This window comes from Burkholderia sp. IT-111MI5, assembly GCF_949752865.1.
GTDB classification, from domain to species: Bacteria; Pseudomonadota; Gammaproteobacteria; order Burkholderiales; family Burkholderiaceae; genus Burkholderia; species Burkholderia pyrrocinia_C.
This window is the reverse complement of the sequence record NZ_CATKIF010000044.1, coordinates 388,060-413,484: the sequence shown is the minus strand read 5'-3', so window position 1 is coordinate 413,484 and position 25,425 is coordinate 388,060. Positions and strand designations below refer to the sequence as shown.

General features: G+C 67.7%; 27 protein-coding genes. 15 read left to right on the top strand and 12 right to left on the bottom strand.

Features of this window, described 5'->3' with window-relative positions:
- The first annotated feature begins 1 nt into the window (after position 1).
- Complete coding sequence (locus ACM6JT_RS26560) at positions 2 to 1,126, top strand: ABC transporter permease (RefSeq protein ID WP_034184247.1); 1,125 nt, start codon at positions 2 to 4, stop codon at positions 1,124 to 1,126.
- 38 nt (positions 1,127 to 1,164) lie between these two features.
- Here the strand turns inward: ACM6JT_RS26560 and ACM6JT_RS26555 are convergent, their stop codons facing one another.
- On the bottom strand, positions 1,165 to 1,686 hold the full coding sequence (locus ACM6JT_RS26555) for a hypothetical protein (RefSeq protein WP_414857615.1): 522 nt from the start codon (positions 1,684 to 1,686) through the stop codon (positions 1,165 to 1,167).
- A gap of 287 nt (positions 1,687 to 1,973) precedes the next feature.
- Between ACM6JT_RS26555 and ACM6JT_RS26550 the strand changes: the two genes are divergently transcribed.
- Entirely contained in the window at positions 1,974 to 3,377 is a 1,404-nt protein-coding gene (locus ACM6JT_RS26550; RefSeq protein WP_034184246.1) for an MBL fold metallo-hydrolase RNA specificity domain-containing protein, read from the top strand.
- 84 nt (positions 3,378 to 3,461) lie between these two features.
- On the opposite strand, the gene ACM6JT_RS26545 is transcribed toward ACM6JT_RS26550, so the two are convergent.
- The 4 genes from ACM6JT_RS26545 to ACM6JT_RS26530 all read right to left on the bottom strand — a co-directional run bounded on the left by ACM6JT_RS26545 (position 3,462) and on the right by ACM6JT_RS26530 (position 7,704).
- On the bottom strand, positions 3,462 to 4,502 hold the full coding sequence (locus tag ACM6JT_RS26545) for a zinc-dependent alcohol dehydrogenase family protein (RefSeq protein ID WP_105390118.1): 1,041 nt from the start codon (positions 4,500 to 4,502) through the stop codon (positions 3,462 to 3,464).
- Between the two features lie 157 nt (positions 4,503 to 4,659).
- Entirely contained in the window at positions 4,660 to 6,474 is a 1,815-nt protein-coding gene (locus tag ACM6JT_RS26540) for a PHA/PHB synthase family protein (protein WP_414857614.1), read from the bottom strand.
- Positions 6,471 to 7,217, bottom strand: a complete 747-nt coding sequence (gene phbB / locus ACM6JT_RS26535; protein ID WP_414857613.1) for an acetoacetyl-CoA reductase — start codon at positions 7,215 to 7,217, stop codon at positions 6,471 to 6,473. The genes ACM6JT_RS26540 and phbB overlap by 4 nt, the downstream gene beginning before the upstream one ends.
- Complete coding sequence (locus ACM6JT_RS26530; RefSeq protein WP_175749448.1) at positions 7,207 to 7,704, bottom strand: hypothetical protein; 498 nt, start codon at positions 7,702 to 7,704, stop codon at positions 7,207 to 7,209. The genes phbB and ACM6JT_RS26530 overlap by 11 nt, the downstream gene beginning before the upstream one ends.
- 209 nt (positions 7,705 to 7,913) lie before the next feature.
- Here ACM6JT_RS26530 and ACM6JT_RS26525 point away from each other — a divergent pair, with 209 nt between their 5' ends.
- The 3 genes from ACM6JT_RS26525 (at position 7,914) to ACM6JT_RS26515 (ending at position 10,278) form a co-directional block, all read left to right on the top strand.
- Positions 7,914 to 8,753: a universal stress protein gene (locus ACM6JT_RS26525; protein WP_407970559.1), complete on the top strand. Its 840-nt coding sequence runs from the start codon at positions 7,914 to 7,916 to the stop codon at positions 8,751 to 8,753.
- A 191-nt stretch (positions 8,754 to 8,944) separates the two neighbouring features.
- Positions 8,945 to 9,448, top strand: coding sequence for a universal stress protein (locus ACM6JT_RS26520; RefSeq protein WP_105390122.1), 504 nt, complete (start codon positions 8,945 to 8,947; stop codon positions 9,446 to 9,448).
- Positions 9,445 to 10,278: a universal stress protein gene (locus tag ACM6JT_RS26515; RefSeq protein ID WP_131948828.1), complete on the top strand. Its 834-nt coding sequence runs from the start codon at positions 9,445 to 9,447 to the stop codon at positions 10,276 to 10,278. Before ACM6JT_RS26520 ends, ACM6JT_RS26515 begins: the two co-directional genes overlap by 4 nt.
- Positions 10,279 to 10,330: 52 nt before the next feature.
- On the opposite strand, the gene ACM6JT_RS26510 is transcribed toward ACM6JT_RS26515, so the two are convergent.
- Complete coding sequence (locus ACM6JT_RS26510; RefSeq protein WP_034184239.1) at positions 10,331 to 10,789, bottom strand: universal stress protein; 459 nt, start codon at positions 10,787 to 10,789, stop codon at positions 10,331 to 10,333.
- Between the two features lie 355 nt (positions 10,790 to 11,144).
- Between ACM6JT_RS26510 and ACM6JT_RS26505 the strand changes: the two genes are divergently transcribed.
- Both ACM6JT_RS26505 and fnr read left to right on the top strand, forming a co-directional pair.
- Positions 11,145 to 11,792 carry a response regulator gene (locus ACM6JT_RS26505; protein WP_414857612.1) on the top strand — a complete coding sequence of 216 codons (648 nt, stop codon included), beginning with the start codon at positions 11,145 to 11,147 and terminating at the stop codon, positions 11,790 to 11,792.
- A 301-nt stretch (positions 11,793 to 12,093) separates the two neighbouring features.
- Positions 12,094 to 12,867, top strand: coding sequence for a fumarate/nitrate reduction transcriptional regulator Fnr (gene fnr / locus ACM6JT_RS26500; RefSeq protein ID WP_034184297.1), 774 nt, complete (start codon positions 12,094 to 12,096; stop codon positions 12,865 to 12,867).
- A gap of 34 nt (positions 12,868 to 12,901) precedes the next feature.
- Here fnr and ACM6JT_RS26495 read toward each other — a convergent pair whose 3' ends face one another.
- Positions 12,902 to 13,891 (bottom strand): zinc-dependent alcohol dehydrogenase family protein, encoded by a 990-nt coding sequence (locus ACM6JT_RS26495; protein WP_414857611.1) that lies wholly within the window; start codon positions 13,889 to 13,891, stop codon positions 12,902 to 12,904.
- Positions 13,892 to 14,067: 176 nt separating this feature from the next.
- Between ACM6JT_RS26495 and ACM6JT_RS26490 the strand changes: the two genes are divergently transcribed.
- The 5 genes from ACM6JT_RS26490 (at position 14,068) to ACM6JT_RS26470 (ending at position 18,744) form a co-directional block, all read left to right on the top strand.
- Positions 14,068 to 15,069, top strand: a complete 1,002-nt coding sequence (locus ACM6JT_RS26490) for an Acg family FMN-binding oxidoreductase (protein WP_414857610.1) — start codon at positions 14,068 to 14,070, stop codon at positions 15,067 to 15,069.
- A gap of 42 nt (positions 15,070 to 15,111) precedes the next feature.
- Positions 15,112 to 15,447, top strand: a complete 336-nt coding sequence (locus ACM6JT_RS26485) for a c-type cytochrome (protein WP_034184235.1) — start codon at positions 15,112 to 15,114, stop codon at positions 15,445 to 15,447.
- A 27-nt stretch (positions 15,448 to 15,474) separates the two neighbouring features.
- Positions 15,475 to 16,413 (top strand): TIGR00730 family Rossman fold protein, encoded by a 939-nt coding sequence (locus tag ACM6JT_RS26480; RefSeq protein ID WP_407970558.1) that lies wholly within the window; start codon positions 15,475 to 15,477, stop codon positions 16,411 to 16,413.
- 144 nt (positions 16,414 to 16,557) lie between these two features.
- The gene (locus ACM6JT_RS26475) at positions 16,558 to 16,809 is read left to right on the top strand and encodes a hypothetical protein (RefSeq protein WP_347066805.1); all 252 of its coding nucleotides are present in this window, start codon (positions 16,558 to 16,560) and stop codon (positions 16,807 to 16,809) included.
- Positions 16,810 to 16,995: 186 nt separating this feature from the next.
- Positions 16,996 to 18,744 (top strand): SulP family inorganic anion transporter, encoded by a 1,749-nt coding sequence (locus tag ACM6JT_RS26470; protein ID WP_414857609.1) that lies wholly within the window; start codon positions 16,996 to 16,998, stop codon positions 18,742 to 18,744.
- A gap of 86 nt (positions 18,745 to 18,830) precedes the next feature.
- Here the strand turns inward: ACM6JT_RS26470 and ACM6JT_RS26465 are convergent, their stop codons facing one another.
- Positions 18,831 to 19,070 (bottom strand): hypothetical protein, encoded by a 240-nt coding sequence (locus tag ACM6JT_RS26465; protein ID WP_034184233.1) that lies wholly within the window; start codon positions 19,068 to 19,070, stop codon positions 18,831 to 18,833.
- A 55-nt stretch (positions 19,071 to 19,125) separates the two neighbouring features.
- The gene (locus ACM6JT_RS26460) at positions 19,126 to 19,776 is read right to left on the bottom strand and encodes a BON domain-containing protein (RefSeq protein ID WP_034184294.1); all 651 of its coding nucleotides are present in this window, start codon (positions 19,774 to 19,776) and stop codon (positions 19,126 to 19,128) included.
- Between the two features lie 230 nt (positions 19,777 to 20,006).
- On the opposite strand from ACM6JT_RS26460, the gene ACM6JT_RS26455 reads away from it, so the two are divergent.
- Positions 20,007 to 20,672, top strand: a complete 666-nt coding sequence (locus ACM6JT_RS26455; RefSeq protein WP_414857608.1) for a nitroreductase family protein — start codon at positions 20,007 to 20,009, stop codon at positions 20,670 to 20,672.
- Positions 20,673 to 20,773: 101 nt separating this feature from the next.
- Here ACM6JT_RS26455 and ACM6JT_RS26450 read toward each other — a convergent pair whose 3' ends face one another.
- The 3 genes from ACM6JT_RS26450 to ACM6JT_RS26440 all read right to left on the bottom strand — a co-directional run bounded on the left by ACM6JT_RS26450 (position 20,774) and on the right by ACM6JT_RS26440 (position 22,194).
- Positions 20,774 to 21,208 carry an Hsp20/alpha crystallin family protein gene (locus tag ACM6JT_RS26450; protein WP_034184231.1) on the bottom strand — a complete coding sequence of 145 codons (435 nt, stop codon included), beginning with the start codon at positions 21,206 to 21,208 and terminating at the stop codon, positions 20,774 to 20,776.
- 187 nt (positions 21,209 to 21,395) lie between these two features.
- A complete protein-coding gene (locus tag ACM6JT_RS26445) occupies positions 21,396 to 21,671 on the bottom strand; it encodes a DUF1488 domain-containing protein (protein WP_034184230.1) in 276 nt (91 codons plus the stop codon).
- A 49-nt stretch (positions 21,672 to 21,720) separates the two neighbouring features.
- Positions 21,721 to 22,194, bottom strand: a complete 474-nt coding sequence (locus tag ACM6JT_RS26440) for a universal stress protein (RefSeq protein ID WP_105390131.1) — start codon at positions 22,192 to 22,194, stop codon at positions 21,721 to 21,723.
- Between the two features lie 734 nt (positions 22,195 to 22,928).
- Here ACM6JT_RS26440 and ACM6JT_RS26435 point away from each other — a divergent pair.
- On the top strand, positions 22,929 to 23,804 hold the full coding sequence (locus tag ACM6JT_RS26435; protein WP_414857659.1) for a lipid A biosynthesis lauroyl acyltransferase: 876 nt from the start codon (positions 22,929 to 22,931) through the stop codon (positions 23,802 to 23,804).
- A gap of 459 nt (positions 23,805 to 24,263) precedes the next feature.
- Positions 24,264 to 25,406: an acyl-CoA dehydrogenase family protein gene (locus ACM6JT_RS26430; RefSeq protein WP_414857607.1), complete on the top strand. Its 1,143-nt coding sequence runs from the start codon at positions 24,264 to 24,266 to the stop codon at positions 25,404 to 25,406.
- Positions 25,407 to 25,425 lie beyond the last annotated feature (19 nt).

The following is a 25,425-nucleotide window of genomic DNA, read 5'->3' as shown; positions in this document are numbered from 1 at the left end:
CATGTCGCGCCTGCTCGCCATTTACCGGCTCGGCATCAAGGAACTCTGGAGCCTCGCCCGCGACCCGATCCTGCTCGCGCTGATCGTCTACACGTTCAGCGCGTCGATCTATGTCGCCGCCACCGCTCGGCCGGAAACGCTGCACAAGGTGCCGATCGCGATCGTCGACGAGGACGCGTCGCCGCTGTCGGCGCGCATCGTCGCGGCGTTCTTCCCGCCGCAGTTCGCGGCGCCGCCGATCATCGACGCCGTCGCGGCCGATCGCGGTCTCGACAACGGCGACTACACGTTCTCGCTCGACATTCCGCCGGACTTCCAGCGCGACGTGCTGGCCGGCCGCCATGCGACGATTCAGCTCAACGTCGATGCGACGCGCATGACCCAGGCATTCACCGGCAGCGGTTATGTCCAGCAGATCGTGTCCGGCGAGATCGACGCGTTCGTGCGGCGCTATCGCGGCACGCCGCTGCCGCCCGTCGATCTCGCGATGCGGATGCGCTTCAACCCGAATCTCGACGAGGTATGGTTCGGCGCGCTGATGGAACTGATCAACAACGTGACGATGCTGTCGATGATCCTGACCGGGGCGGCGCTGATCCGCGAGCGCGAGCACGGCACGATCGAACATCTGCTGGTCATGCCGGTGACCGCGGCGGAAATCATGCTCGCGAAGGTCTGGTCGATGGGGCTCGTCGTCACGGTTGCGGCCGTCGCATCGCTGACGTTCGTGGTGGGCGGCGCATTGCACGTGCCGATTCCGGGCTCCGTGCCGCTGTTCGTCGCCGGGATGGCGCTGCACCTGTTCGCGACGACGTCGATGGGGATCTTTCTCGCGACGCTCGTGCGCAGCATGCCGCAGTTCGGGATGCTGCTCGTGCTCGTGTTGCTGCCGCTGCAGTTGCTGTCGGGCGGGCTGACGCCGCGAGAAAGCATGCCGCTGGCCGTGCAGGACATCATGCTGGCCGCGCCGACCACTCATTTCGTCGAGCTGGCGCAGCGCATCCTGTATCGCGGCGCCGGCTTCGATGCGGTCTGGGTACAGTTCGCGGTGCTGTTCGCGATCGGATGCGCGCTGTTCCTGCTGTCGCTGATGCGGTTCCGCAAGACGATCGGCCAAATGGCGTGACCGACCCGGCGCGCGGCGCTGCGCCGCGCGCTGTCGCCCTATCGTGGAGGCGTTCCCTGTGCAGACGACGGATCCTGGAGCGAGCGGAAGCCTTCCTGTATCTCGAGGATCTTCGCCGCGCAACCGTCGTATTGCCAGCCCGGGCCGCCATTGCTGTCGTACATGCCTTTGCACATCGCCTTGAGCCGGATCGTCGCGCTCCCGTCTGCCGACGCTGCGCGGGACGCCCACAGATAGATGTTTCCGGCCAGATGCGACTGCGCGGTTTCGATCAGGTCCGGGCCGAATCGCGTGATCCGGGTCGACGAACGTCTTTCGATGAAGTCCCGCGTGCGATTCCACGCACGGTCGCATTCGGATTGCGTCGCACACCGCAGCAATGCCGTCTGGCGCGTCTCGAGCAGTTGCGTTTCCTTCTTCCTGAATGCGGCGGTATGCTCCTCTCCCGCACAAGCACTCAACGCGAGCGCCACGCCAACCGCCAACCATCGCTGTTTCATCGCCAACGCCTCGCACCGCCGTGAGTTCCATACGCAAATGCGCGGCATCGGCTGGATCATCCGGCTTTCGAACGCGCCGCGCTGGTCGGCTCTGCGCACCACGTGCGCAAGCCTTGGTGTCGACTGTAGGGGGATGCCGACGGGCGCGGTTGACACACATCAACCCCATCAAACGGAGCGCCCCGCATGCCGGCCGGCAGCTCGCCGCCATTCTCCTGTCGAATCGCCACTGTTCAGCGCCTTCCTTCGCACGCGGATACGGCAATCCCTGACTTCAGTCAACGCGATTGCGCGCACACGCGATGTAATCGGAACATCGAACTCTCCAACTCCCGGCGAGGCAAGCCATGAAGCTGACTTTTCTCGGTGCGACCGAAACCGTGACCGGATCGAAGTATCTGGTCGAACATCGCGACCGGCGCATCCTGGTCGATTGCGGCCTGTTCCAGGGCACGAAGAACCTGCGGCTGCGCAACTGGAACCCGCTGCCGGTCGCGCCCGACACCCTGGATGCGGTGGTCCTCACGCATGCGCATCTCGATCACACCGGCTACCTGCCGGTGCTCGCGCGCGACGGGTTTCGCGGCCCGGTGTACTGCACGCAGGCCACGGCCGAACTCTGCGACATCATGCTGCGCGACAGCGCGCGGCTGCAGGAGGAAGAAGCCGATTTCGCGAACCGGCACGGTTATTCGAAGCACCATCCGGCCCAGCCGCTCTACACGACCGACGACGCGCAACGCGCGCTGCACCTGATGAAACCCGTCGCATTCGACGAATGCGTCGCGTTGGGCGGCAGCCTGTCGTTCCGGCTGCTGCCGGCCGGTCACATCCTCGGCGCGGCCAGCGTCGTGATGCACTGGGATCACAAGGTACTGGCGTTCTCCGGCGATCTCGGCCGCTATCACGACCCGATCATGCAGCCGCCGACGCCGCCGGCGCATGCGGATTACCTGGTCGTCGAATCGACGTACGGCGACCGGCTGCATCCGGCATCGGACCCCGAGGCCGAGCTGGCAACGCTGTTCGAAAACACCTTCTCGCGCGGCGGCGTGGTCGTGATCCCCTGCTTCACCGTCGGCCGCGCGCAGGAGATCCTGCACTACGTCGCGCGCCTGAAGGCGGCCGGCCGCATGGCGCGCGTGCCGGTGTTTCTCGACAGCCCGATGGCGACGGACGTGACGGAGATCTATCGCCACCACATCCTCGAGCACCGGCTGACCCTGTCGGAAGCGAACGCGCTCGGCCACGCGGCGACGATGATCCGAACGGTCGACCAGTCGAAGGCGATCGCCGACCACCAGGGGCCGATGGTCATCATTGCGGGAAGCGGCATGGCGACGGGCGGACGCGTGCTGCATCACCTGAGCCGCTATGCGCCCGATCCGCGCAACACGATCGCGCTGGTGGGCTACCAGGCCGCGGGCACGCGCGGCGCGGCGCTGGCAGCGCATGAGCCGACGCTGAAGATTCACGGGGAGTACGTGCGCGTGCGTGCCCGGGTCGAGTCGATCGCGTCGCTGTCCGCGCATGCCGACTACGAGGAAATCCTGCGATGGCTCGGCACGATGCAGCGCGCGCCGTTCCGGACCTTCGTCACGCACGGCGAGCCGGCGGCGGCCGATGCGTTGCGGCGGCGCATCGCCGAGACCCTGCACTGGCCGTGCGAGGTGCCGACCTACGGGCAGACCGTCGATCTCGACGAAGCCGAGCGCGACGACACGCGCGAACCGGCAACGCCGTCATCCTGACGACGACGCGCGGCGCACGAACGCCGCGCGCATCGCGTCATCCGACGCGGCGGGCTCCCGCTCCCGCCGCGCCGCGCGCCGCCATCACGCCACTTCGATGATGACCTTCAGTGCATGCGTTTCCGCGGCGCGGCCGAACGTGTCGTACGCGCGCTCGACGTCGTCGAGCGAAAACCGGTGCGTGATCAGACGCTTCGGATCGAGCCGCCCCGCGCGCACGGTCTTCAGCAGCATCGGCGTGCTGACCGTATCGACGAGCCGGGTCGTGATCGCGATGTTGCGATCCCACAGCTTCTCGAGATGCAGGTCGGCCTTCACGCCATGCACGCCGACGTTCGCGACGACGCCGCCCGGCGCGACGAGCGACGTGCACATCTCGAACGTCGCCGGAATCCCGACCGCCTCGATCGCGCAATCGACGCCGACGCCGTCGGTCAGCTTCATCACGTCCGCGACAGGGTCGCCACTGGCGCCGTCGAAGCAGTCGGTCGCGCCGAAGCGCCGCGCGACGTCGAGCCGGTTGCGGTCCGGGTCGATCATGATGATCTGCGCGGGCGAGTAAAACTGCGCGGTCAGCAACGCCGCGAGCCCGATCGGCCCCGCGCCGACGATCGCGACCGTACAGCCCGGCTGCACCTTGCCGTTCAGCACGCCGCATTCGAACCCGGTCGGCAGGATGTCGGACAGCATCACGAGCGCATCCTCGTCCGCGCCGGGCGGAAGCCGGTACAGGCTGGTCTGCGCGTGCGGAATGCGCACGTACTCGGCCTGCGTGCCGTCGATCCGGTTGCCGAGGATCCAGCCGCCCGTCGTGCAATGCGAGTACAGGCCGCGCCGGCAGTATTCGCACCGGCCGCACGACGTGATGCACGAGATCAGCACGTGATCGCCCGGCTGCAGCGTGTCGACCGCCGCGCCGACCTGCTCGACGATCCCGACGCCCTCGTGGCCGAGGACACGGCCGGGTTCGCACGACGGCACGTCGCCCTTCAGGATGTGCAGGTCGGTGCCGCAGATCGTCGTGCGCGTCACGCGGACGATCGCGTCGGTCGGCGCCTGCAGCTCCGGCATCGGCCGCCGTTCGAGCGCCTTGCGCCGCGGCCCCTGGTATACGAGTGCTTTCATTGCGTTGTCTCCATCGAAAGGGAGGTTCGTTCGTTGATCGGGCCCGGCGTGCACGTTGCAGGCAGGCGTCGCATGCGCCGGCAGCGCTGTCGATGCGCAGGCCCGATCCCGCCGCGAAGATGAGCGGCGCGATCGAGCACGCCGCCGGTCAGGTTCTTCAAGTTTCGAGCACGTAAGTGCCGGGCGCCGCCCCCAGGCCGGCATCCGGCGTGCGTGCCGGCACGTCGCCCGACGCGTGCGCGCGCAACCAGTCGCGCCAGCACGTCCACCACGACCCGTCGACGGCGCGTGTTTCGTTCACGAAGTCGTGCTGGCTGCGGTAAGGCGCTCCCGGTTCGCGGGTGGCGCGGCGATAGTGGCGGCCCGGATGGCCGGGTTCCGACACGATGCCGGCGTTATGGCCGCCCGAGGTCAGCACGAAAGTCAGCGCGTTGTGCGTGAGCAGGTGAAGCTTGTAGACGGAGTGCCACGGCGACACGTGATCGCGCTCGGTTCCGACCACGAACATCGGCACGTCGATATCCGACAGCGCGACCGGCCGGCCGTCGACGCAATAGCGGCCTGCCGCGAGGTCGTTGTCGAGGAACAGCCGCGTCAGGTATTCCGTGTGCATGCGGTACGGCATGCGCGTGACGTCCGCATTCCACGACATCAGGTCGTTCGGCTTCGTGCGCTTGCCGAGCAGATACTCGCTCATCATGCGCGACCAGATCAGGTCGCGCGCATTCAGCAGCTCGAACGTGGCGGACATCTGCGAGCCGTCCAGGTAGCCTTGCCGCCACATCAGCGCGTCGAGCGCGGACAGCTCGCTCGCGTCGACGAACAGGCCGAGTTCGCCGGGTTCGCTGAAATCGGTCTGGGCCGCCAGCAGCGTGACGGAACGCAACGTGTCGTGCTGCCGCCCGTCGCGCGCGAGCGCCGCCGCGCCGATGGCCAGCAGCGTGCCGCCGAGGCAGTAGCCCACGGCGTGGACGGCTTCGCCGCACTGCTCGCGAACGACGTCGAGCGCGGCGAGGCAGCCGTCGCGCAGGTAGTCGTCGAGCCCGAGATCGCGCGACCCCGCGCCCGGATTGCGCCACGAGATCGCGAACACGGTGTAGCCCGCGTCGACCAGGAAGCGGATCAGCGAATTGTGCGGCTGCAGGTCGAGGATGTAGTACTTCATGATCCACGACGGCACGATCAGGATCGGCTCGCGTGCGACGCCGGCCGTCGTCGGTTCGTACTGCAGCAATTCGCACAGTGCGTTGCGCCATACGACCCGGCCCGGCGTGATCGCGACGTCGTGCCCGGGCAGATAGGCCTGCGCATCGCGCGGACGGGCGCCGCCGGCGCGATCGATCTGCGCGCCGAGATCGTCCAGCCAGTGCCGCGCACCGGCCGCGAAATTGGCGCCGCCGCTGCGTATCGTCGCGTCGAGCACGACCGGATTGGTCGCGATGAAATTGCCCGGCGAGCAGGCGTCGAGCCATTGCCGCGCGGCGAACCCGACGAGTGCTTCGTGATGCCGCTCGACGCCCCGCACGCCGTGCGTCGCATCGCGCCACCAGCGCTGGATCGACAGGAAGCCGTCGCGATATGCGCAAAACGGCCAGTTCGACCACGCCGGTGCGGCGAAGCGCGGATCGGCCTGCCCGGCATGCACCGCCAGCCCGGCCTCGTCCTGGGCGTCGGCCGCGCCGTTCGCCGCCGGCAACGGACCGGCCGCGAGCCATGCCTGCCACGCCAGTTCGAAGCACTTTCCGGGCGACACGGCGAGATGCGCGCCCCAGTCGATCATGGCCAGCGCCAGCGACACCGGCGACAAGCCGAGTGTCATCGTGGCCAGGCTCGCGCGCGCCGCGCGATCCCATTGTTCGGCCGGCGACACGTCGGGCCGTGCGCCCGCGCACGGACGCGGGACCTGCGCGAGTTCACCGGCGGCGGCAGCCGGACGGCGCGTGACCGGCACGCGGATGACGGAATCATTCATCGCATGTGCATGCCGCCGTTGACGTCGAATTCCGCGCCGGTCGCGAATGCGCCCGTGTCCGAGCACAGCCACGCGACGAGCGCCGCGATTTCGTCGGGGTTGCCGAGGCGCCCCACCGGAATCTGCGGCAGGATTTTCGTGTCGAGCACGTCCTTCGGCACCGACTCGACCATCGCGGTCGCGAGATAGCCGGGCGACACCGTGTTGACCGTCACGCCGTGTCGCGCGAGCTCGAGTGCGAGCGCTTTCGTGAAACCGTGAATGCCCGCCTTGGCGGCCGCATAGTTGGCCTGCCCGTACGCGCCTCTCGAGCCGTTCACGGAGCCGACGTTGACGATGCGGCCGAAGCCGGCTTCGATCATGGCGGGCACGAACGGCTTCGTCATGTTGAACATGCTGTCGAGATTGGTGCGCAGCACCGCGTCCCACATGCACTTGGTCATCTTCACGAAGCTGGCGTCGCGCGTGATGCCGGCGTTGTTGACGAGCACGTCGACACGACCGAACTGCGCGAGCACGCGCGCCGCGCAGTGCTGGCACGAGTCGTAGTCGGCGACGTCGACCTCGAACGCATGGAAGGTGCGCCCTGCTTCGCGCTCGTGCGCCAGCCAGGTCGCGATATGGTCGTTGTGCTCCGTGTGCGACACGGCGACGGTCATGCCCGCGGCATGCAGGCGGCGGCTGATCGCGGCGCCCAGGCCGCCCGTGCCGCCCGTCACGAATGCGACACGGTCAGCGCACATGATCGTGCTCCCGCGTCGCATTCGCGCCGGCCATGTCCGTCATGCCGCGTCCGAACGCCGCCATCCATTCGTGCCATGGCATGCTCGCTTCGTTGACCACCGCCAGCCGGCTCACGTCGGGCAGCCAGTCGGTCTGGTAGCGCGACAGCATGTCCGCGCCATACTCGCGCAGCCAGGTGCGCCAGACCCCCGCCTCCTCGTATTGCGTGCGCATGCCCCATTCGACGGCGTCCTGCCAGATCGCGGCGCTCGCGATCGCGTAATCGCGCATCACGCGCTGTGCCGCCGCGCCGAACTCGGTCCATTCCCGCGTGTCCGCGAGCGCCTGCTGCAACTGCCGCGCCGCGTCGCGATCCCGCTCGATGCGCCGTCCCGTCAGCGCATGCCATTCGTGCTGCCAGTCGCGATTCAGCGCGAACAGGCGCAGCGCGATGTCGCAGGCTGCCCGGCACGCGCCGTTCGGTGTCGTCAAAGCGTCGGTGGTCATCGTCTTCCCTCTGTCGATTCGGTCGAAGGGTCGGCCCCCGGCTGCACCCCGGGCGGCACCCGTCTTGCGCCGCCTGCCCGGTACCGGCCGCGACCGCCTCACTGTGCGGCTGTGCGGCACGGCGGCCGTTGATCTGCGTCAAGCGCGCGGGAAGCCCGCTTCGTAGACTGGATTGCAATGGCGGATACACCGTCGATGGAGCGATCCAGATGAGCTACAAGAGCATGGTCGTGCATCTCGATACGAGCGTTCGCGCGCATTCGCGCCTCGAGCTCGCGTTGCGTCTCGCGCGGCGCTTCAAGGCGCACCTGACCGGGGTGTTCGCGATCTACACACCGGAGCCGACTTCGTTCTACGTGATGGCCGGTTCCGCCGATTACTTTCGCGAGCAGCGCGACCAGCGCGACGAACGTCTCGCCGCACTCGAGCGCCTGTTTCATGCCGAAACGGCACGGGCCGGCGTATCGGCGGCCTGGATTCGCGCCGACGAGCGCGCCAACGTCGCGGTGCCGCGTCTCGCGCGTCTCGCGGATCTCGTGATCGCGGGCCAGAGCGACCCGAACGACCCCGAAACCTATATCGACGACCAGTTTCCGGAAACGCTCGTGATGTCCGCGGGGCGTCCGGTGCTGTTCGTGCCGTATGCCGGGGAATTCCCGTCGATCGGCGAACGCGCGCTGGTGGCGTGGGACGGCAGCCGCGAGGCCACGCGCGCCGCGCACGACGCGCTGCCCTTTCTCGAGCACGCGAAACGCACGACGGTGGCCGCGGTGATCGACGGCGATTCCGAAGCGGCGACCACCCGCATTCCGGCCGCGGATGCCGCGCTGATGCTTGCGCGCCACGCGCCGGACGTCAACGTGCTCGACATCGATAGCGGCGCCGGCGCGTCCGTCGGCGACACGCTGCTGTCGCGCGCGTACGAAACGGGCAGCGATCTGCTCGTGATGGGCGCGTACGGCCATCCGCGCTGGCACGAACTGCTGATGGGCGGCGCCACGCGCACGGTGCTGGCGTCGATGACGCTGCCGGTACTGATGTCGCACTGAGGATGTCGCACTGAGCGCGCCGCTGCGTACGCTCGCGCTGCTCGTCGTCGAGCCGGCCGACGAAGCGTGGATTGCGGCACGCGATGCGGTGCGGCTACTGCGACGCGACGGCGCCGCTTGATCCAGATCAGCGCGATCGGCGCGCGTGCGCCGATGATGAAATCGTTGACACGCGTTCAGAGGGAACCGCCATGTACTCGAACATTCTGGTCGCGCTCGACGGCAGCGAACCGTCGTCCCGCGCGCTCGACGCCGCACTGGCGCTTGCGTCGGAATCGGGCGCGCGGCTCACGCCGGTCTACGTCGTCGATTTCCTGGTGCCGGCCTACGACATGTACGGCTACGATCCGTCGATCCTGATCGACGCGTTCCGCGAGGAAGGGCTGCGCGTCACCGACGACGCGGCCAAGCGCATGGCTGCGCGCGGCGTCACCGGCACGCCGCGGATCGCCAATGTCGAGCCGGGCGGCGAAGACGTCGCGCAGCGGCTCCTGATCGTTGCGAAGGAAGCCGGCGCCGACCTGATCGTGATGGGCACCCACGGCCGGCGCGGCTTCAGCCGCCTCGTCCTGGGCAGCGTCGCCGAGCGCTTGCTGCGGCGCGCCGCGTGCCCCGTGCTGATGATTCCGGCGAGTTGTGCGCCGGTGCCCGCCGCGGCGCCCGGCGCTGCGTCTACCGAAAAGGAGCCGTCATGAGCTACAAGACCTTGCTCGTCCATCTCGACGACAGCGATCGCTGCGCGACGCGCGTCGAACTGGCGCTCGAACTCGCAGGACGCTGGAACGCGCACCTGATCGGCCTGTACGTGGTCTGCCAGGATCTTTTCGAACCGTTGCGGCGGCCCGACGAGCCGCTCAAGCTCGCGGTGTACGAGCGCCTGTGCGAACAGCGGCGCAAGGACGCGGAGGAGAAATTCCTCGCAACCGCCGAGCGCGCGGGGCGCAGCGTCGAATGGCAGGCGCCCGCCGGCGCCGCGACCGACGCCGCGATCCTGCATGCGCGTCATGCCGACCTGCTCGTGCTCGGCCAGGAGGATCCCGACGACCGCCTGACGTACGTCGCGCGCCATTTCATCGAGGACGTCGTGATGGGCAGCGGCCGTCCGGCGCTCGTCGTGCCGTACGCGGGCGACGTGCGCAAGATCGGCGAGAACGTGCTGATCGGCTGGGACGGCGGGCGCGAAGCCGCGCGCGCGATGGCCGACGCGCTGCCGCTGCTCGCGCGTGCGCGCTTCGTCAACGTCGAGACGGTCAGCCACGGGCAACCCGATCCGGACAAGACGCCGGCAGGTGTGGACGTCGCCGCGTACCTGGAGCGCCACGGCATCCGCGCATCGTTCTCGACGACGACACGCCCAGGCACGGTCGGCGTCGGCGCGACGCTGCTGAACCGGGCCACCGACCTTCACGCGGACCTGATCGTGATGGGCCTGTACAGCCATACCCGGATGCACGAGCGCGTACTCGGCGGCGCGACGCGCACGATCCTCGAAACCATGACGGTGCCGGTGCTGCTGTCGCACTGAGCATGAACGCGAACGGGGCGGCCTCGGTCGGCCGCCCCGTCGTCCTGGCGGATCACGGCGCGCCCGAATCGTCGCGGACCAGCAGCACGGGCAGGTCCGCGGTGCGCAGCAGCGACTCGGCGACGCTGCCGAGCAACGCCCGGCGAACACCCCGCCGGCCGTGCGTCCCCATCACGATCAGGTCGGCATCGCAGTCGGTGGCCGCGCGCGCCAGCACCGACGACACGTTCTCGCCGCACGCATCGATCGTTTGCGCGGTGCCGCGCACCCCGCACAGCCGGAATGCGGTTTCGGCATCGGCGACCGCCACCGCTGCGCGGTTTGCATCTACCCCGCCCGGGGCGATCCGATCGACATAAGCGCTGCCGATATTCGTCAGCGGCGGCGTATCCGTCACGACGCACACGGCGACCACGAGGCCGCCCGACGCGCGGGCGAGCGTGATCGCCTCGTCGAGCGCGAGCCGCGCGCCGCGACTGTCGTCGAGCGCGGCGAAGATCCGTTCATACATGGCGCCTCCCGGTTTCTGCATCCCGTTCCGGCCGGATCGGGATCTTCAGTCTGGGCCCGCCGCCGCCCGGCCGGTTGACACCGATCAAGCAGGCCTCGCGCCAGGCACGGCGGCACGGTGCACGTGCGCCGATTGGCGAACCCCTGCAAAACGCGCACAATTCCATTCAACGTCCGCAACGTCCGCAACGGCGGATCGGCGCATGCAAGCGCATGTGCCGGAACGGCATCCGGGCATCGAAGACGGCCATCCTGACCGCGGCCGGACGCCGGACGATCGGGATGTTCGAATCGGGGCAGGATCAACGAGCGCCGCCGCGCAGCCGTTCCACGCGATCCGGCAAGGGGCATGTCGCATGATCAGGGTACTCATCGCCGACGACCACGCGCTCGTCCGGGACGGCCTCCGGTACATCCTGCAGAACGCAAACGGGTTCGAGGTCGCGGGCGAGGCGTGCGACAGCGCTTCGACCGTTGCGCTGATCCGCGGCACCCCGGCACAGGTGCTGGTGCTCGATCTGTCGATGCCCGGCCGCAACGGCATCGAACTGATCCGGCAGATCAAGGACGAAAAGCCGGCCCTGCATATCCTCGTGCTGACGATGCATGCGGAACAGCAATATGCGGTGCGTGCGTTTCGCGCCGGCGCGTCCGGCTACATGACCAAGGAAAGCGCGAGCGCGGAGCTGGTGGCCGCGCTGACCAAGATTGCATCCGGCGGCGTCTACGTGAGCCTCGCGATGGCGGAGCAGTTCGCGCAAAGCCTCAACGAGCCGGCGGAACTGCAGCCGCACCAGCGCTTGTCCGATCGCGAGTTCGACGTGTTCCGGCGCATGACTTCCGGCGAATCGATCTCCGACATCGCGCAGGCGCTGTGCGTCAGCGTCAAGACCGTGAGCACCTACAAGACGCGCATCCTCGAGAAAATGCAGATGCCGAACGATGCGGCGCTCGTGCGTTATGCGGTACGCCACAAGCTGTTCTACGATCCGGACGACCTCTGAGCGCGGCAAGACGCCGCACGCTTGTAGGAATTTCCCTACAGCCCTTCTTCATCACCTACTTAATCTTCAATTTTCGCTGATTTCATTCGCGCGCCCGGCTGCCCATACTCCCGGTCAAGAAAAACAAACACGCGTGCCTCCCGGCGCGGCCGGCGGCGCAGTCCTGCATCGACTGCATCGTCGTCCCGTACCCCGATGCGGCACGTCCTCGATGAAGGCGGCGAAGATTCACGCCGCCCGTAGCGGCCAGCGCGACCGTGCCCATGCGATTCGCCGCCGCCCCAACAAACCGGAGCAGATCATGCAGAGCCATGCCGAAGTATCGATGACACCGCAGTCGCGCCCCTTTATTCCGCTGCACCCCGTCGAGCGGTCGGACCAGCCGAAGCGCGCGTCGTCCCGCTGTTCTTCGTGCGCGCTGCGCGCCGTTTGCCTGCCCCAGGAACTGACACCCGACGATTTCGCGCGGGTCGACGCGATGATCTGCACGACGCGTCACGTCAAGCGCGGCGACACCCTGTATCGGGCCGGCGATACGTTCAACAGCATCTACGCGGTGAGAACCGGATCGTTCAAGACCGTCGTCATGCATCGCGACGGCGACGAGCAGGTGACCGGCTTCCAGATCGTCGGCGAATCGCTCGGACTGGACGGCGTGCACACCGGCCATCACAACGGCGATGCGATCGCGCTCGAAGACAGCACCGTCTGCATCATTCCGTTCGGCCAGCTCGAACAGGTCTGCCGCGAAGTACGGACGATGCAGCACCACGTCTACCAGATGATGAGCGGCGAGATCGTCCGCGAGTCCGCGTTGATGCTGCTGCTCGGTACGATGAGCGCGGAACAGCGCGTGGCCGCGTTCCTGCTGAATCTCTCCACGCGTTTCAAGGCGCGCGGCTACTCGGCCGCGGAGTTCGTGCTGCGGATGACCCGCGACGAGATCGGCGAGTATCTCGGCATGAAACTCGAGACGGTCAGCCGCATGCTGTCGAAGTTCCAGCAGAAAGGGCTCGTCGCGGCGCAGGGCAAGCAGATCCGCATCGTCGATTCGGAAGAGCTCGCGCGCATCTGACGCCGCGGATTTCCCGGCTCGCACATCGCGCGGCTCAGCCGCGCGTGTCGAGCACGGCGGCGCCCGACAGATGCCCCGTGCGCAGGTCCGACAGCGCGCGGTTCGCGTCGGTCAGCGCATAGCGCGTTGCCTCGACCCGCAGCGGCGTCGCGTCGGCGATCCGCATGAACGCGACGGCATCCGCGCGCGTCAGGTTGGCCACCGATGCGATGCGGCGCTCGCCCCACAGCCACGCGTACGGAAAAGCCGGGATGTCGCTCATGTGAATGCCGCCGCACACGACGATCCCGCCCTTGTCGACCGCCCGCAGCGCCGCCGGCACCAGTGCGCCGACCGGCGCGAAAATCAGCGCGGCGTCGAGCGTCTCGGGCGGCGCTTCGTCGCTGCCGCCCGCCCATGCCGCCCCCAGCAACAGCGCAAGCTGCTGCGCAGCGGTATCGCCGGGTTTCGTCAGCGCGAACACCCGGCGTCCTTCGTGGTGTGCGATCTGCGCGACGAGATGTGCCGCCGCGCCGAACCCGTAGATCCCGATTCGCCGTGCGTCGCCGGCCATGCGCAACGTACGGTAGCCGATCAGCCCGGCGCAAAGCAGCGGCGCGGCCTCCTGGTCGGCGTAGCGCTGCGGCAGATGCACGCAATAACGGTGGTCCGCGACGGTGCGCTCGGCATAACCGCCGTCGATCGTATAGCCGGTGAATCCGGGGCTGTCGCACAGATTCTCCCGCCCGGCGGCGCAATACGCGCAATGCCCGCAGGTCCGGCCGAGCCATGGCACGCCAACCCGGTCGCCGACCGCGAAACCCGTCACGCCTGCGCCCAGCGAGCGCACCGTCCCGACGATTTCATGCCCCGGAATCAGCGGCAGCTTCGGATGCGCGAGATCGCCGTCGACGACGTGGAGATCGGTACGGCATACGCCGCATGCATGCACGTCGATCAGCAGCTGGCCCGCCGCGGGCCGCGGGTCCGGCACGTGTGCCTCGCGCAACTCCGGTGTCGTCCCGTCGAACATCATTGCAAGCATCTGGATCTCCCCCGCGCGATCGGCGTCGCGCGCTTCGCCTGTTCCAAGCGTAGACGCATGGAACCGTGTCCGTACGACTCGCTGACGCGGGCTTGACGTGGGTCAACGGCCGCCGGCCGGTTGCTGACAGGATGAAATGGCGTTCCGCCGCTGGCCGGCTCCCTGGAGATTGCCGAATGATATCCGTTACCCCCGTTGCTGCAAGCCCCCGTCTCGACGATCGACTGCGGTCGCTGCTGGGCTACGCGGTGCTGGCGCCGTCGAGCCACAATTCCCAGCCGTGGCGGTTCATCGTCGACGGCACGACGATCGCGGTCTGCGCGGACCGGGTTCGCGCGCTGCCCGTGGTCGATCCGTACGATCGCGAACTGATCATCAGTTGTGGCGCGGCGCTGCTCAACCTCCGCGTCGCGCTCAATCACGCCGGAATCGCGCATACGATCAGCGCGTTCCCGTCCGATATCGATCCCGACGTCCTGGCGCTCGTGCGCGTGTGCGACGACGGCTACACCGATGCGGAGCTGGGTACGCTGTTCGCCGCGATCCCCGAGCGCGTCACGACGCGCGCCCCGTTCGAATCCGAACCCGTTCCGGACGCGCTCCAGCACGCGCTGATCGCGGCGGGCGCCGCGGAAGGCGCGGACGTGGCCTGTGCCGACTCGATCGCGCGGCGCGCCCGGGTAGCCGAGGTGATCGCCGACGCGGATCGCCAGCAGTTTGCGGACCCGCGGTTCCGCCGCGAACTGGCGAGCTGGATCGATCCGCGCCGGCACGTCGACGGCATGCCCGCGTTCGCGGCCGGCGTGCCGGCGCTGCTGGATTTCGCGGCGCCGATCGTGACGACCGCGGTGCGCACGTTCGATCTCGGCAACGGCCTGGCCGCGCTGCACCACCAGCTCGTCGGTGCGTCGCCGCTGATCGTCTGCATCGCGACGGCTCGCGACGATCGCGAGGCCTGGCTCGCCGCCGGGCAAGCGCTCGAGCGCATGCTGCTGGTCGCGACGCGTGCGGGCTACACGGCGTCGTACCTGAACCAGCCGATCGAGACGGCCGGACTGCGCGCGCAGCTGTGCGACATGCTCGCGCTTCGCGGGCATCCGCAACTGCTGCTGCGCATCGGGCGCGGCCCGCATGTGCCGCATTCGCCGCGCCGACCGCTCGACGAAGTGATTTCCTGATCGCGAGCTACGCCCGCTTTCGTCCTGACGAGGAAAAAAACCATGAACGTCACGCGCCTACTCGCCGCCTGCATGCTCGCCGCGACGGCCGGCATCGCGGCCGCCCAGACGGTGGTGCCCGAACCGACCGCGCTCGTCGATGCCCAGCACTGCATGTTTTGCCATACATCCGACATGCCGTTTCTCGCGCCATCGTTCCACCAGATCGCGGAGCGCTACCGGGGCGTGCCGCACGCGCAGGAGCAACTCGAAATCAAGCTGCGCCACGGCGGCCGCGCGCATTGGGGCGATACGCCGATGCCTTCCGCCGCCGAGCGAGGCGGGCCGCTATCGCGTGACGACGCCCGCCAACTGGTGCAATGGGTCCTGAGTCAGTAACCGGCCTTGTCAGCCCCCCTCTCCACCATGAGCGTAGTCAAACCGACCGCCGTCAGGGCCCGGCAACGTCGCGCGCGGCCCTCGCGCGCCCTTTCGCGGCCGATGCGGCGTCGGGCCGAGACCGCGAACTGCATACAGGCCGATGAAGACACGACGCTCCTGAAGCGCCCCGGCATGCGAGGCATCCGGCTGCAACTCGACTACTGGAAAGCCGAGGAGCGCCTGCAACAGGAACGCATCGGTCACACGATCGTGATCTACGGCAGCACGCGCATCGTCGCGCCCGCCGAAGCCAATGCGCGGCTGCGCGAAGCGAGCCGTGCGCTGGCGGAGCGGCCGCACGACGCTCGCCGGCGCCGCGCCGTCGCGGTCGCGAGCCGTCTGGTCAAATACAGCGCCTACTATCGCGTCGCGCGCGAATTCGGGCGCATCGTCGGCCGTGCCGACCGGCGCACCCGCACGGCAAGGCTCGCCGTGATCACCGGCGGCGGCCCGGGCATCATGGAGGCCGCCAATCGAGGCGCCTACGAAAACGGTGCACCGAGCATCGGCTTGAACATCGAACTTCCGCGCGAACAGGCGCCCAATCCCTACCTCACGCCGGCCCTGTGCTTCCGCTTTCACTATTTCGCGATCCGCAAGCTGCATCTGCTCGAGCGCGCGAAAGCCGCCGTGTTCTTCCCGGGCGGGTACGGCACTTGCGACGAGTTGTTCGAGGTGCTGACGCTGCTGCAAACCCGCAAGATCGCGCCGCTGCCGGTCATACTCGTCGGCGAGGCATACTGGCGCCGCGTCGTCGATTTCGCCTTTCTCGCGGACGACGGGATGATCGATCGCAGCGATCTCGACTTGTTCGTCTATTGCGAATCCGCGCAGGACATCTGGCACGCGATCGGCTGCTGGTATGCGCAGCGGCGATCGCGGCCGCCACGGCGCGTGACTTCACGGACGAGCCGCGCGATGTAGGAATCGGCCGATTTCATTTGCCCATTTCCTACACGCGGTTCGGGGCTGCCTGATTGAATCCCGCGGGAGCGGAAACGATACTGAATGCACGACGACCGCTTGTACCGCACATCGATTCCCGGCCGTTCGCTCAGGAGAGCCGTCATGCCACATGCGATGTCTTGTTTCGAACCGGGAAGCCGGGCAGCCGGCCGCACCGGCACCTCCAGGTCCGCTGCGCAGGGATGCACGGTACCCGATACGCAGACGCTCCTCGCACTTGCGCGCGAAGCCGGCATGATGGTCATGCTCGATGCGCAGATCGGGCGCGAACGCTACGAAAGCGTGACGGGATCGCTTGCGTCGCTGGCCCGTTTTGCCCAGGCGCTGCAGCTTTCGGCGCTCCAGGCTGCGTGATGTCGAGCGCCGTCGTGTCGCGACGCCGGTATCCGGTCAGGCGGCAGCGGTCCCGTCATCCGGCGCAATGGCGCTTCCCGCTCTTGCGTTTCGCGCGCCTGTTACGGTCCGGCGGCATCCCGTCGAATGCACGCTTGCCGGAGCAAGCCATGTCCGTCGCCCCGGCTTTTCCCTGACGAAACCGCGATGATCCGGCCTCTTTCCGGACACATCGCACGCATGCTTCCGGGAATCGCGCTGCTCGCGAACTACCGGCGGGCGTGGCTCTCGCGCGACCTGTATGCGGGCCTGGCACTCTCCGCGGTGCTGGTTCCGGTCGGCATGAGCTACGCGCAGGCGGCCGGCCTGCCCGCCGTCACCGGGCTCTATGCGTCAATCGCCGCGTTGCTCGCCTATGCGGTGCTCGGCCCGAGCCGGATCCTCGTGCTGGGCCCGGATTCCGCGCTGGCCGCGTTGATCGCAGCGGCCATCGCACCGCTCGCCGGTCATGATCCGCAGCGGGCCGTCGCGCTGTCCGGCGCGCTGGCACTGTCGGCCGGAACGATCTGCATCCTGCTCGGTACGCTCCGCCTCGGGTTCGTCACCGATCTGCTGTCGCGCCCGATCCAGTACGGTTACCTGAACGGCATCGCCATCGCCCTTGCAGTCGGCCGACTGCCGGAGCTGTTCGGCATGTCCGTCCCCGGCAACGACGTGTTCTCCGGCCTGTCGCACATCGTGCGGGCCCTCTTCGAGCACCGGTTTTCGATCGATGCGTGTGTGCTGGGCGTGGGCGTTCTGGCGGCGATTGCGGCCATGAAGCGCGTGACGCCGCGTTGGCCCGGCGTATTGATCGCCGTGCTGGCGGCGACCCTGGCCGCACGCGTATTGCCGTTGCACGGGGTCGCGACGGTCGGCGCGTTGCCCGCCGGCGCGCCCATGCCCCATCTCCCGGTCGTGTCGCTCGCCGACGTGACCGCGCTCGCGTCCGGCGCGGTCGCCGTGGCACTGGTGTCGTTCGCCGACATCAGCATGTTGTCGCGCGCCCTTTCCGCTCGCGCGGGCGATGCGCCGGACCGCAACCAGGAACTGGTCGCATTGGGGGCGGCCAATCTGCTGGCCGGCGTGATGCAGGGCTGCGCGGTCAGCAGCAGCGCGTCGCGCACGCCCGTCGCGATTGCCGCGGGCGCGCAAAGCCAGGTCACGAATCTCGTCGCGGCGGCCTGCATCGTGTTGCTGCTCATAGTCGCGCCGGCGCTGCTGACGCTCGTCCCGCGTGCGGCGCTGGCCGCCGTGGTGATTTACGCCGCGTTCGGCATCGCCGACGTCCGCGGCGTGGTACGACTTTATCGAATGCGCCGCGGCGAATGCCTGATTTCGGTGCTGTGCCTTGCGGGCGTCGTCGGCATGGGGGTCGTACCGGGTGTCCTGCTCGCGAGCGCGCTGTCGCTGCTGTCGTTCGTCTGGCGGGCCTGGCATCCGTACGATGCGGTGCTTGGCCGGCTGGCGGGCGTTCGCGGTTATCACGACATTGCGCGGCATCCGGACGCCGTGCAAACACCCGGGCTCGTGCTGTTCCGCTGGGATGCCCCGCTCTTCTATGCCAATGTCGAGATTTTCTGCGAGCATCTGCACGCTGCGCTCACGCAAGCGGCGGGCCCGGTCGATCGAATCGTCGTCGCGGCAGAACCCGTCACCGATATCGACGTCAGCGCGGCGGACCGGCTCGTGGCGCTTCGCGAGGAGCTCGGCGAGCAAGGCATCGCGCTGAATTTCGCGGAAATGAAGGGCCCGGTGAAGGATCGCCTGCGCGCTTACGGCTTGTTCGACGTATTCGGATCGGCCAGCTTCTTTCCGACCGTGACCGACGCGGTCGCGCATCATGTCCAGCGGCAAGGCGAACCCGTCGCGCGTCCGTCGTCACCGGGTCCCGCACGAGATCCAGCGGACGACTAGCCACATGAATGCATGCGATGGCGCGTGCCGCATCGCATGACCCGGGAAGTCGGCATCGATGCGACACGCCCGCGACGGCCGGCGATTCAGACCGTGAAGGTGTTCGATTTCCTCATCTCGACCCACGTCATCCCGGCTCGCAGCCCTTCGACCGCGGCCTCGCGCTCGGTGGCGTGGGTCCTGTTATGCGCGAACGTGTGTTCGCAAGCGCCATCCGGCGACGTGAGCGTCACATGGATCCTGCAACGATAGCCGCCCGTTTCGACGGCGATCGTCTCGATCGCCACCGACCAGTCCGCGTCATGTACCTCGCCCGACACTGTCATCTGACTTCCCTCCTTCATCCGTGCCGACTGCGTATCCGGCCGCCGCTGCTCGGGTTCACTCGACGACCAGGTCGTCGACGACGGCACGCACGCCTCGTGCGGACCACGCGGCACCGCGCACGGCCTTGCGTTCGGAGAACGAGCCGACCTTGCCGGAAAGCCGCACGGTGCCGTCGCGCACCTCGATCGCGATGTGCTTCGCCTCGCGCTCCGCGTGACGCATGATCGCGCGCTTGATGTCGCCGCTGATGTCGGCCGATCCGACCGCCCCCTGCACGCTGATGTGGTCGGTCACGCCGGTCACGCTGCGCATCTGCGAGATCGCGCGCATGGCCGCATGGCTCTGGTATGCCCAGTCGACCTTGCCGGACAGCGTGATCCAGCCGTGCTCGACCTGCACCTTGACCGCATCGTCGTTCAGACCGACCGTCCAGTGCAGCACCGAACGCACGGCGTTGGCGATGTCCTCGTCGGTGCGGACGTCGTCGTTCGGCAGATGCACAGTCATGTCGACGACGAGCGCCTTGACGCCGGCCACGCGGTTCGCCGCGCGCTCGATCGCCAGTTTCTCCGCGTAGCTTGGCGGGTGACCCGATATCGTCACGATCCGGTCGGCCACCTCGACACCGATGCGTGTCGCGTCGATCGCCGGGTCCGACTCCAGTTCATCCTGAACGTCCTGCTTCAACTGCTTGTCGGTTTTCATCGCGTGCACTCCTGTGAGCCGCGGCGTGCCTGTCCGCCGCATGCAGCCAGATTTGCACACGCGCGGCGCCGGATCGCTGATGCAGGTCAACGGATACCTTGCGCGGGACGTCGCAGGCTGCGCATGCGTCGCTTGACGAAGGTCAAGCCGGGGCGGCCCGGCCGCCTTATCGTGTGATCGCCGATGCGTGACGTTCCAGGCACGCGCAACGATGCTCGAAGGAGACTCAATTGTCGGAACAGCAACTGTTGACCTATTCGCCGGCGCCCCCGGCACTGCCGGCGTCGCCACAAGGAAAGTCGCCGGCCATCGTCGATCTGCCGCGCCCGAACCTCGACGACGGCATGCCGTTGACGATCGCACTCGCGACGAGAATAAGTTCCCGCGAATTCGCCGCCACGCCGCTCCCGCCCAGGATGCTCGGCACGATGCTGTGGGCCGCGAATGGCGTCAACCGGCCGGCAAGCGGCGGTCGTACGGCGCCGTCCGCGCATGCATCCAATGAAATCGACATCTACGTCGCGCTGCCGCATGGCGTCTATCGCTACGACGCGCCCGCGCATCGACTCGTGCTGAAACACGCGGTCGATGCCCGCAACCTGACGGGTTACCAGGACTTCGTCGGACGCGCGCCGCTGGATCTCGTCTACGTCGTCCGGACCTCAGCGATACTCGACATGCCGCCGCAGCAACGCGACGCATTCTCGGCGGTCGCGGCCGGGGCCATCGCGCAGAACGTTTCGCTCTACTGTGCCGCGACCGGCCTCGGGACGGTCGTGCGCGGCTGGATCAACCATCGCGCGCTCGCCGACGCGCTGTGCCTGAACGAGGACGAACTCCCGATCCTCGCGCAGACCGTCGGTTACCGGGCTGGCGGCACGGTGTCGGATGCGTGAGCGGACCTGCGGCCGCTTCACGATGAAACGGCGCGCGGATTGCCCGCGCGCCGGTTTCCCGCTTCGGGCGATGCAAGCATCGCCCGGCGCCTGCCGCCCGCTCAGCTGATCGTCAGCTTCTTCTGCCCGGCCGGCGTCTTCTTCGGCAGCGTCAGCGACAGCACGCCGTCCTGATACGCTGCCGTCGCGTTCGCGTCGTCGATCTCGCCGGGCAGCGAGAACGAGCGGCTGATCGCGCCGCTGTAGCGCTCGCGCCGAATCACGCGCTCGCCTTCCTTCTGCTCGGCATTGCGCTCGATCTTCGCGTTGATCGATACGGTCCGGCCCGTCACCTGGACGTCGATGTCGTCCTTTGCGACGCCCGGCAGTTCCGCGTTGACCTTATAGGCATCGTCGCTTTCCGTGACGTCGATCTTCACGGACGCGAGATCGGGTTCGTCCGTCAGCGTCATGCCTCGCAACGGCCTGAACAGCCCCTGAAACAGGTCGGAGACGGGGTCCATCGAAAACGGATCGTAGCGGGTCAGATTGCTCATGATGTGCACTCCTCGAACGGTTGAGTTGAGTCGGCCCGGCGCGTTCGTCCTGACGGTGCCGGACCGGAATGCGGGACGCGTCGCTGTGACATGCGCCTGTCGCGCGGGGAACGAACCGTCCTGTCAGGAATCCAGCGTAGACGGGCGAGCCGGCTGCGGTTTGATACGCGTCAACGGCGCGAGCCGGTTACGTACAGAACCGGAAAAATCCACTGTGGAGCAGGATCGGCCGGCCGCCGACCTCCTCGAGCATGCGGCGCGCCGCGCATTCGATGGCGGGGCGATTGCACGAGAACGCGGCCACGAGATCCGGCTCCCGAGGTGACGCGGCGAGGAAATGATCTTCCAGTGCCGCGGCCGTGATCGCGCATTGCACGCGCCGGCCTTCTACCAGTGCCGGAAAGGCCAGCGCGGGCTCCTGCCCGGAATACGCCGGTGGTTCGACGGGAAACGAGATTTCCATGACGGTCTCCTGACGGGATCGCGCACCGAACGGTGCTTGCGCAGTTGCGCTATGCGGCCGCAACGGCTGCACGCGTCGCGTCGTCGCCGCGCACGAGCAGTACCGGGCAACTCGACGTGCGCAGGAAGCGTTCCGCGACACTGCCGAGCATCGCGCGGCGGATGCCGCGCCGACCATGCGTGCCGAGTACGGCCAGATCGATGGCATGTTCGGCTGCATAGCGCTGCAGGCGTTCCGCAACATCCTGACCGAGCTCCGTTTCGACGATTTCCGTATCGCCGTTCACCCCCGCGCGCGCAATCGTCCGCTCGGCATCTCGCAGCACTGCTACACCGTCGTGTCTGACCTCCTCGATCAATGCATTCGGGTCGAGTCGCCCGGCGTAGCTGAGCAAAATGGATTTGTCGACGACGAAAACGGCGAACAGGCGGGCCTGGTGCAGGCGGGCCATCTTCAGGCCTTCGTCGAGGGCTTGTCTGGACGAAACGCTACCGTCTACGGCGACCATGATATTCGTGTACATACGGACCTCGCGGGATGGACTGGCGTACATGCGACGTTTGGACTTGCCTCCATCATCGGCGCGCGACGGGATCGGACGTTGACCGAAATCAACGGTGCGAAAATCGACAAAATGGATTGAGGATCACGAAACGATACAGGGCTGCCGAACGAGATCCGGCACCCTGCGGGGACCGGCCTTGATGAAGGCAGATTGGCGAGGCCGTGAGTTTCAGGAGGAGCAGACCCGCTTTCGCGAACGCCCTTCGGCATCGGGTTCCCGTGTTGCGGATCGTGCGTATGAATGCGGCCCGACTCGGCATGACGGGCGACTTCTTCGGCGGGGCGCGCGCACGTGTTATCGTGAGCGGATTGCCACATCGTCGCGATGCCGGTCGAACCGGCCGCCGCGATCGTTCCCTGCGCCTTCGCGCGCCACCTGGCTGCCGGTGGCGCGTTTCATCGATTCACGTATGTGCCGCGCGGCCCGAACCCGGCGCGCTATCTGGAAGCCATGCGCATCCGCGCCGTCCGAGCCGGCATCGCGTGGATGAATTTTCCGCCCGCCATCATGTATCGCTTCGAACATCGGATCGAAGCGGTCGGCCATCATCGGCCTGGCGCGCGGCCGCCGTCACTGGTGGTCGCGGAAGCACCTGCCTTGCGTGGTCTCGACACAACCCGATTTCCCCGTACCCCATCACTCGACTCGAGCGGCGCCGGGCAGTCATCAGACGGAAGTCCATCATCATCATCATGAACGCTCTCGGGTATTGGCTGCTGTTCGGCCTCCTACGGTTCCTGGCCATTCTTCCGTACTCGCTGGTCGCGAGAACCGGCAGCGGCATCGGCGCTGCGCTCTACCGGATACCGAGCCGACGCAAGCACGTGGTGCATGTCAACCTGCAACTCTGCTTTCCGCTGAAGACCGCCGAGGAACGCGATGTGCTCGCGCGTGCCCATTTCGAACACGTCGTCCGGAGCTACCTGGAGCGCGGGTTCCAGTGGTTCGGCAGCGCGCGGTCGCTCGGTCGGCTGGTCGAGCTGGACAGCCGCATCGATCTCCACGATACGGATGCACCGCCGACGATCTTCATGGGTTTTCACTTCGTCGGCATCGAGGTGGGCTGCATGCTCTATTCGTCGTCGCTGCCCGTGGCGGCGCTCTACACGCGCATGTCGAACCGTCGCGTGTGCGATCTCGCCAAACGTCAGCGCGGGCGCTTCGGCGCCGAGATGATCGAACGCAGTGCGAGCGCGAAACACCTCGTCAGACTGCTGCGCGCGGGCACCCCGGTGATGCTCGCCGCGGACATGGATCACGGCACGACGGGTTCGGTGTTTGCGCCGCTGTTCGGCGTGCAGGCCTGCACGTTGACGTCGGTATCGCGGCTGGCGAAGCTGAGCGGCGCGCGGGTCGTACCGTTCGTGACCGAAGTGCTGCCGGCATTCCGCGGCTACAAGCTGACCATCTTCGAGCCGCTCGACAGCTATCCGACCGCTAGCGAGTCGTTCGACGCGCGCACGATGAATTCCTTTCTCGAGGAGCAGATCCTTCGCTTTCCCGAGCAGTACTACTGGGTGCACCGACGGTTCAAGCATCGTCCGGCAGGCGAGCCAGGGGTCTATTGACTGCGGCATGGCATGAGCGGCAAAACCCGGCGCTCACGCACAGATGCGAATTTGAATGATATTTGTCGCGCCATGACGGGCCGACTTCTCTCTGCCCTACGACCGGGGCGGTAAATCCGGCGGCAGCGGCTGCCATGCCCCGCTGTTCTTGCCGACCAGCGCCGAGGCCTGCCGATCGATGCAGCGCTGTTGATCGCTTGCGGCATGACCACCGCGGCAATCCGAAACGCGATGACCGCCATGACGCCGGTTTGCGAAATACGCGCTCGGGAAACCACGGGGCCGGATCCGCGACACCGCGGTCGATCTTCGACGGCGTGCAGAGCACGCACCCGCGCGATGCAAGCGCCCGGCAACTACCACTACTGCCAGTACCCCCGCTGTCCGTGCCCCCGTAATCTTGTCGACATCGCTGGCGCGCCGTCGAAGGCCGCGCCGCTTCGACCGGAGACACGACAGATGCCATTTGACTGGACGCAGGAACAGCATGCGACGCTCGCGCGTTTTCGCGGGATCGGCGCGGAGATCGCCGCTGCCGCGGAGCACGACGACAGCGCGCCTGTCGGCTTCGACGCAGCCGGCTGGGCGCGGCTCGGGCAGGAAGGATTGTGGGACATGATCGTGCCGGAGACGTACGGCGGCGACGGTCACGGCTGGTGGCACTTTTCCGCGGCGCTCGAGGGGCTCGCGTCGGCGATCCGCCGCCCGGCGCTGCTGCTGTCGGTGATTGCGCAGGCCGGCATGGTGCGCGCACTCGAACGATACGGCACGGCGCCGCAGCAGGACCGCTATTTCGGCGCGATCCTGCGCGGCGAGCTGAGCGCGACCGCGATTGCCGAACCCGGCACCGGCACCGACGTGCGCAGCATTGCGACGAAGCTGGTCGAGCACGGCGACGGCTATCGGCTGACCGGCAGCAAATTCAATATCGCGCATGCGCCGCTCGCGCGCTTCATCCTCGTCGTCACGCGCATCGATACGCCCGGCCGGCGCAATACCGCGCTCGTGATCGTCGATCGCGACCAGCCGGGCATGACCGTCGCCGCGCCCGACCGCAAGCTCGGCCTCGACGATCTGCCCACCGGCGCGCTGCATTTCGACGACTGCCCGATCGCGCGCAGCCAGTTGCTGGGCGAGCCCGGTGCCGGGCTCGGCAACCTGATCGACATCATTTCGCTCGGCCGCCTCTACTACGGCCTCGTCGCCGCGCAAGTGACGGCGCCGTATCTGCGCGACGCGATCGGCTATTGCCGCAACCGGCGCAGCTTCGACAGCACGATCGACGCGCACCAGTACGTGCAGGGCCGTCTCGTGGACCTGCAGATCGGCATCGAGCGCGGCACGTGGCTCGCGCGCGGCGCGCTCGCGCAGCTGCTGACGGATCACCCGCACGCGTTGATGACCTGCTCGATCGCGAAGCTGGTCGGCGCGCAGGATCTCGTCGACGGCGCGCTCGGCCTCGTGCGGCTGTACGGCAGCCTCGGCTACCAGGCCGGGCCGCTGGCCGCGTTCGCGTCGGATGCGCTCGGCTTCATGAGCGTCGGCGGGACCGAGGAAATGCATCGCAAGAACATCTTCAACCAGATGATGCGCGCCGGCTGAACGCCCGCGCCATCGATAC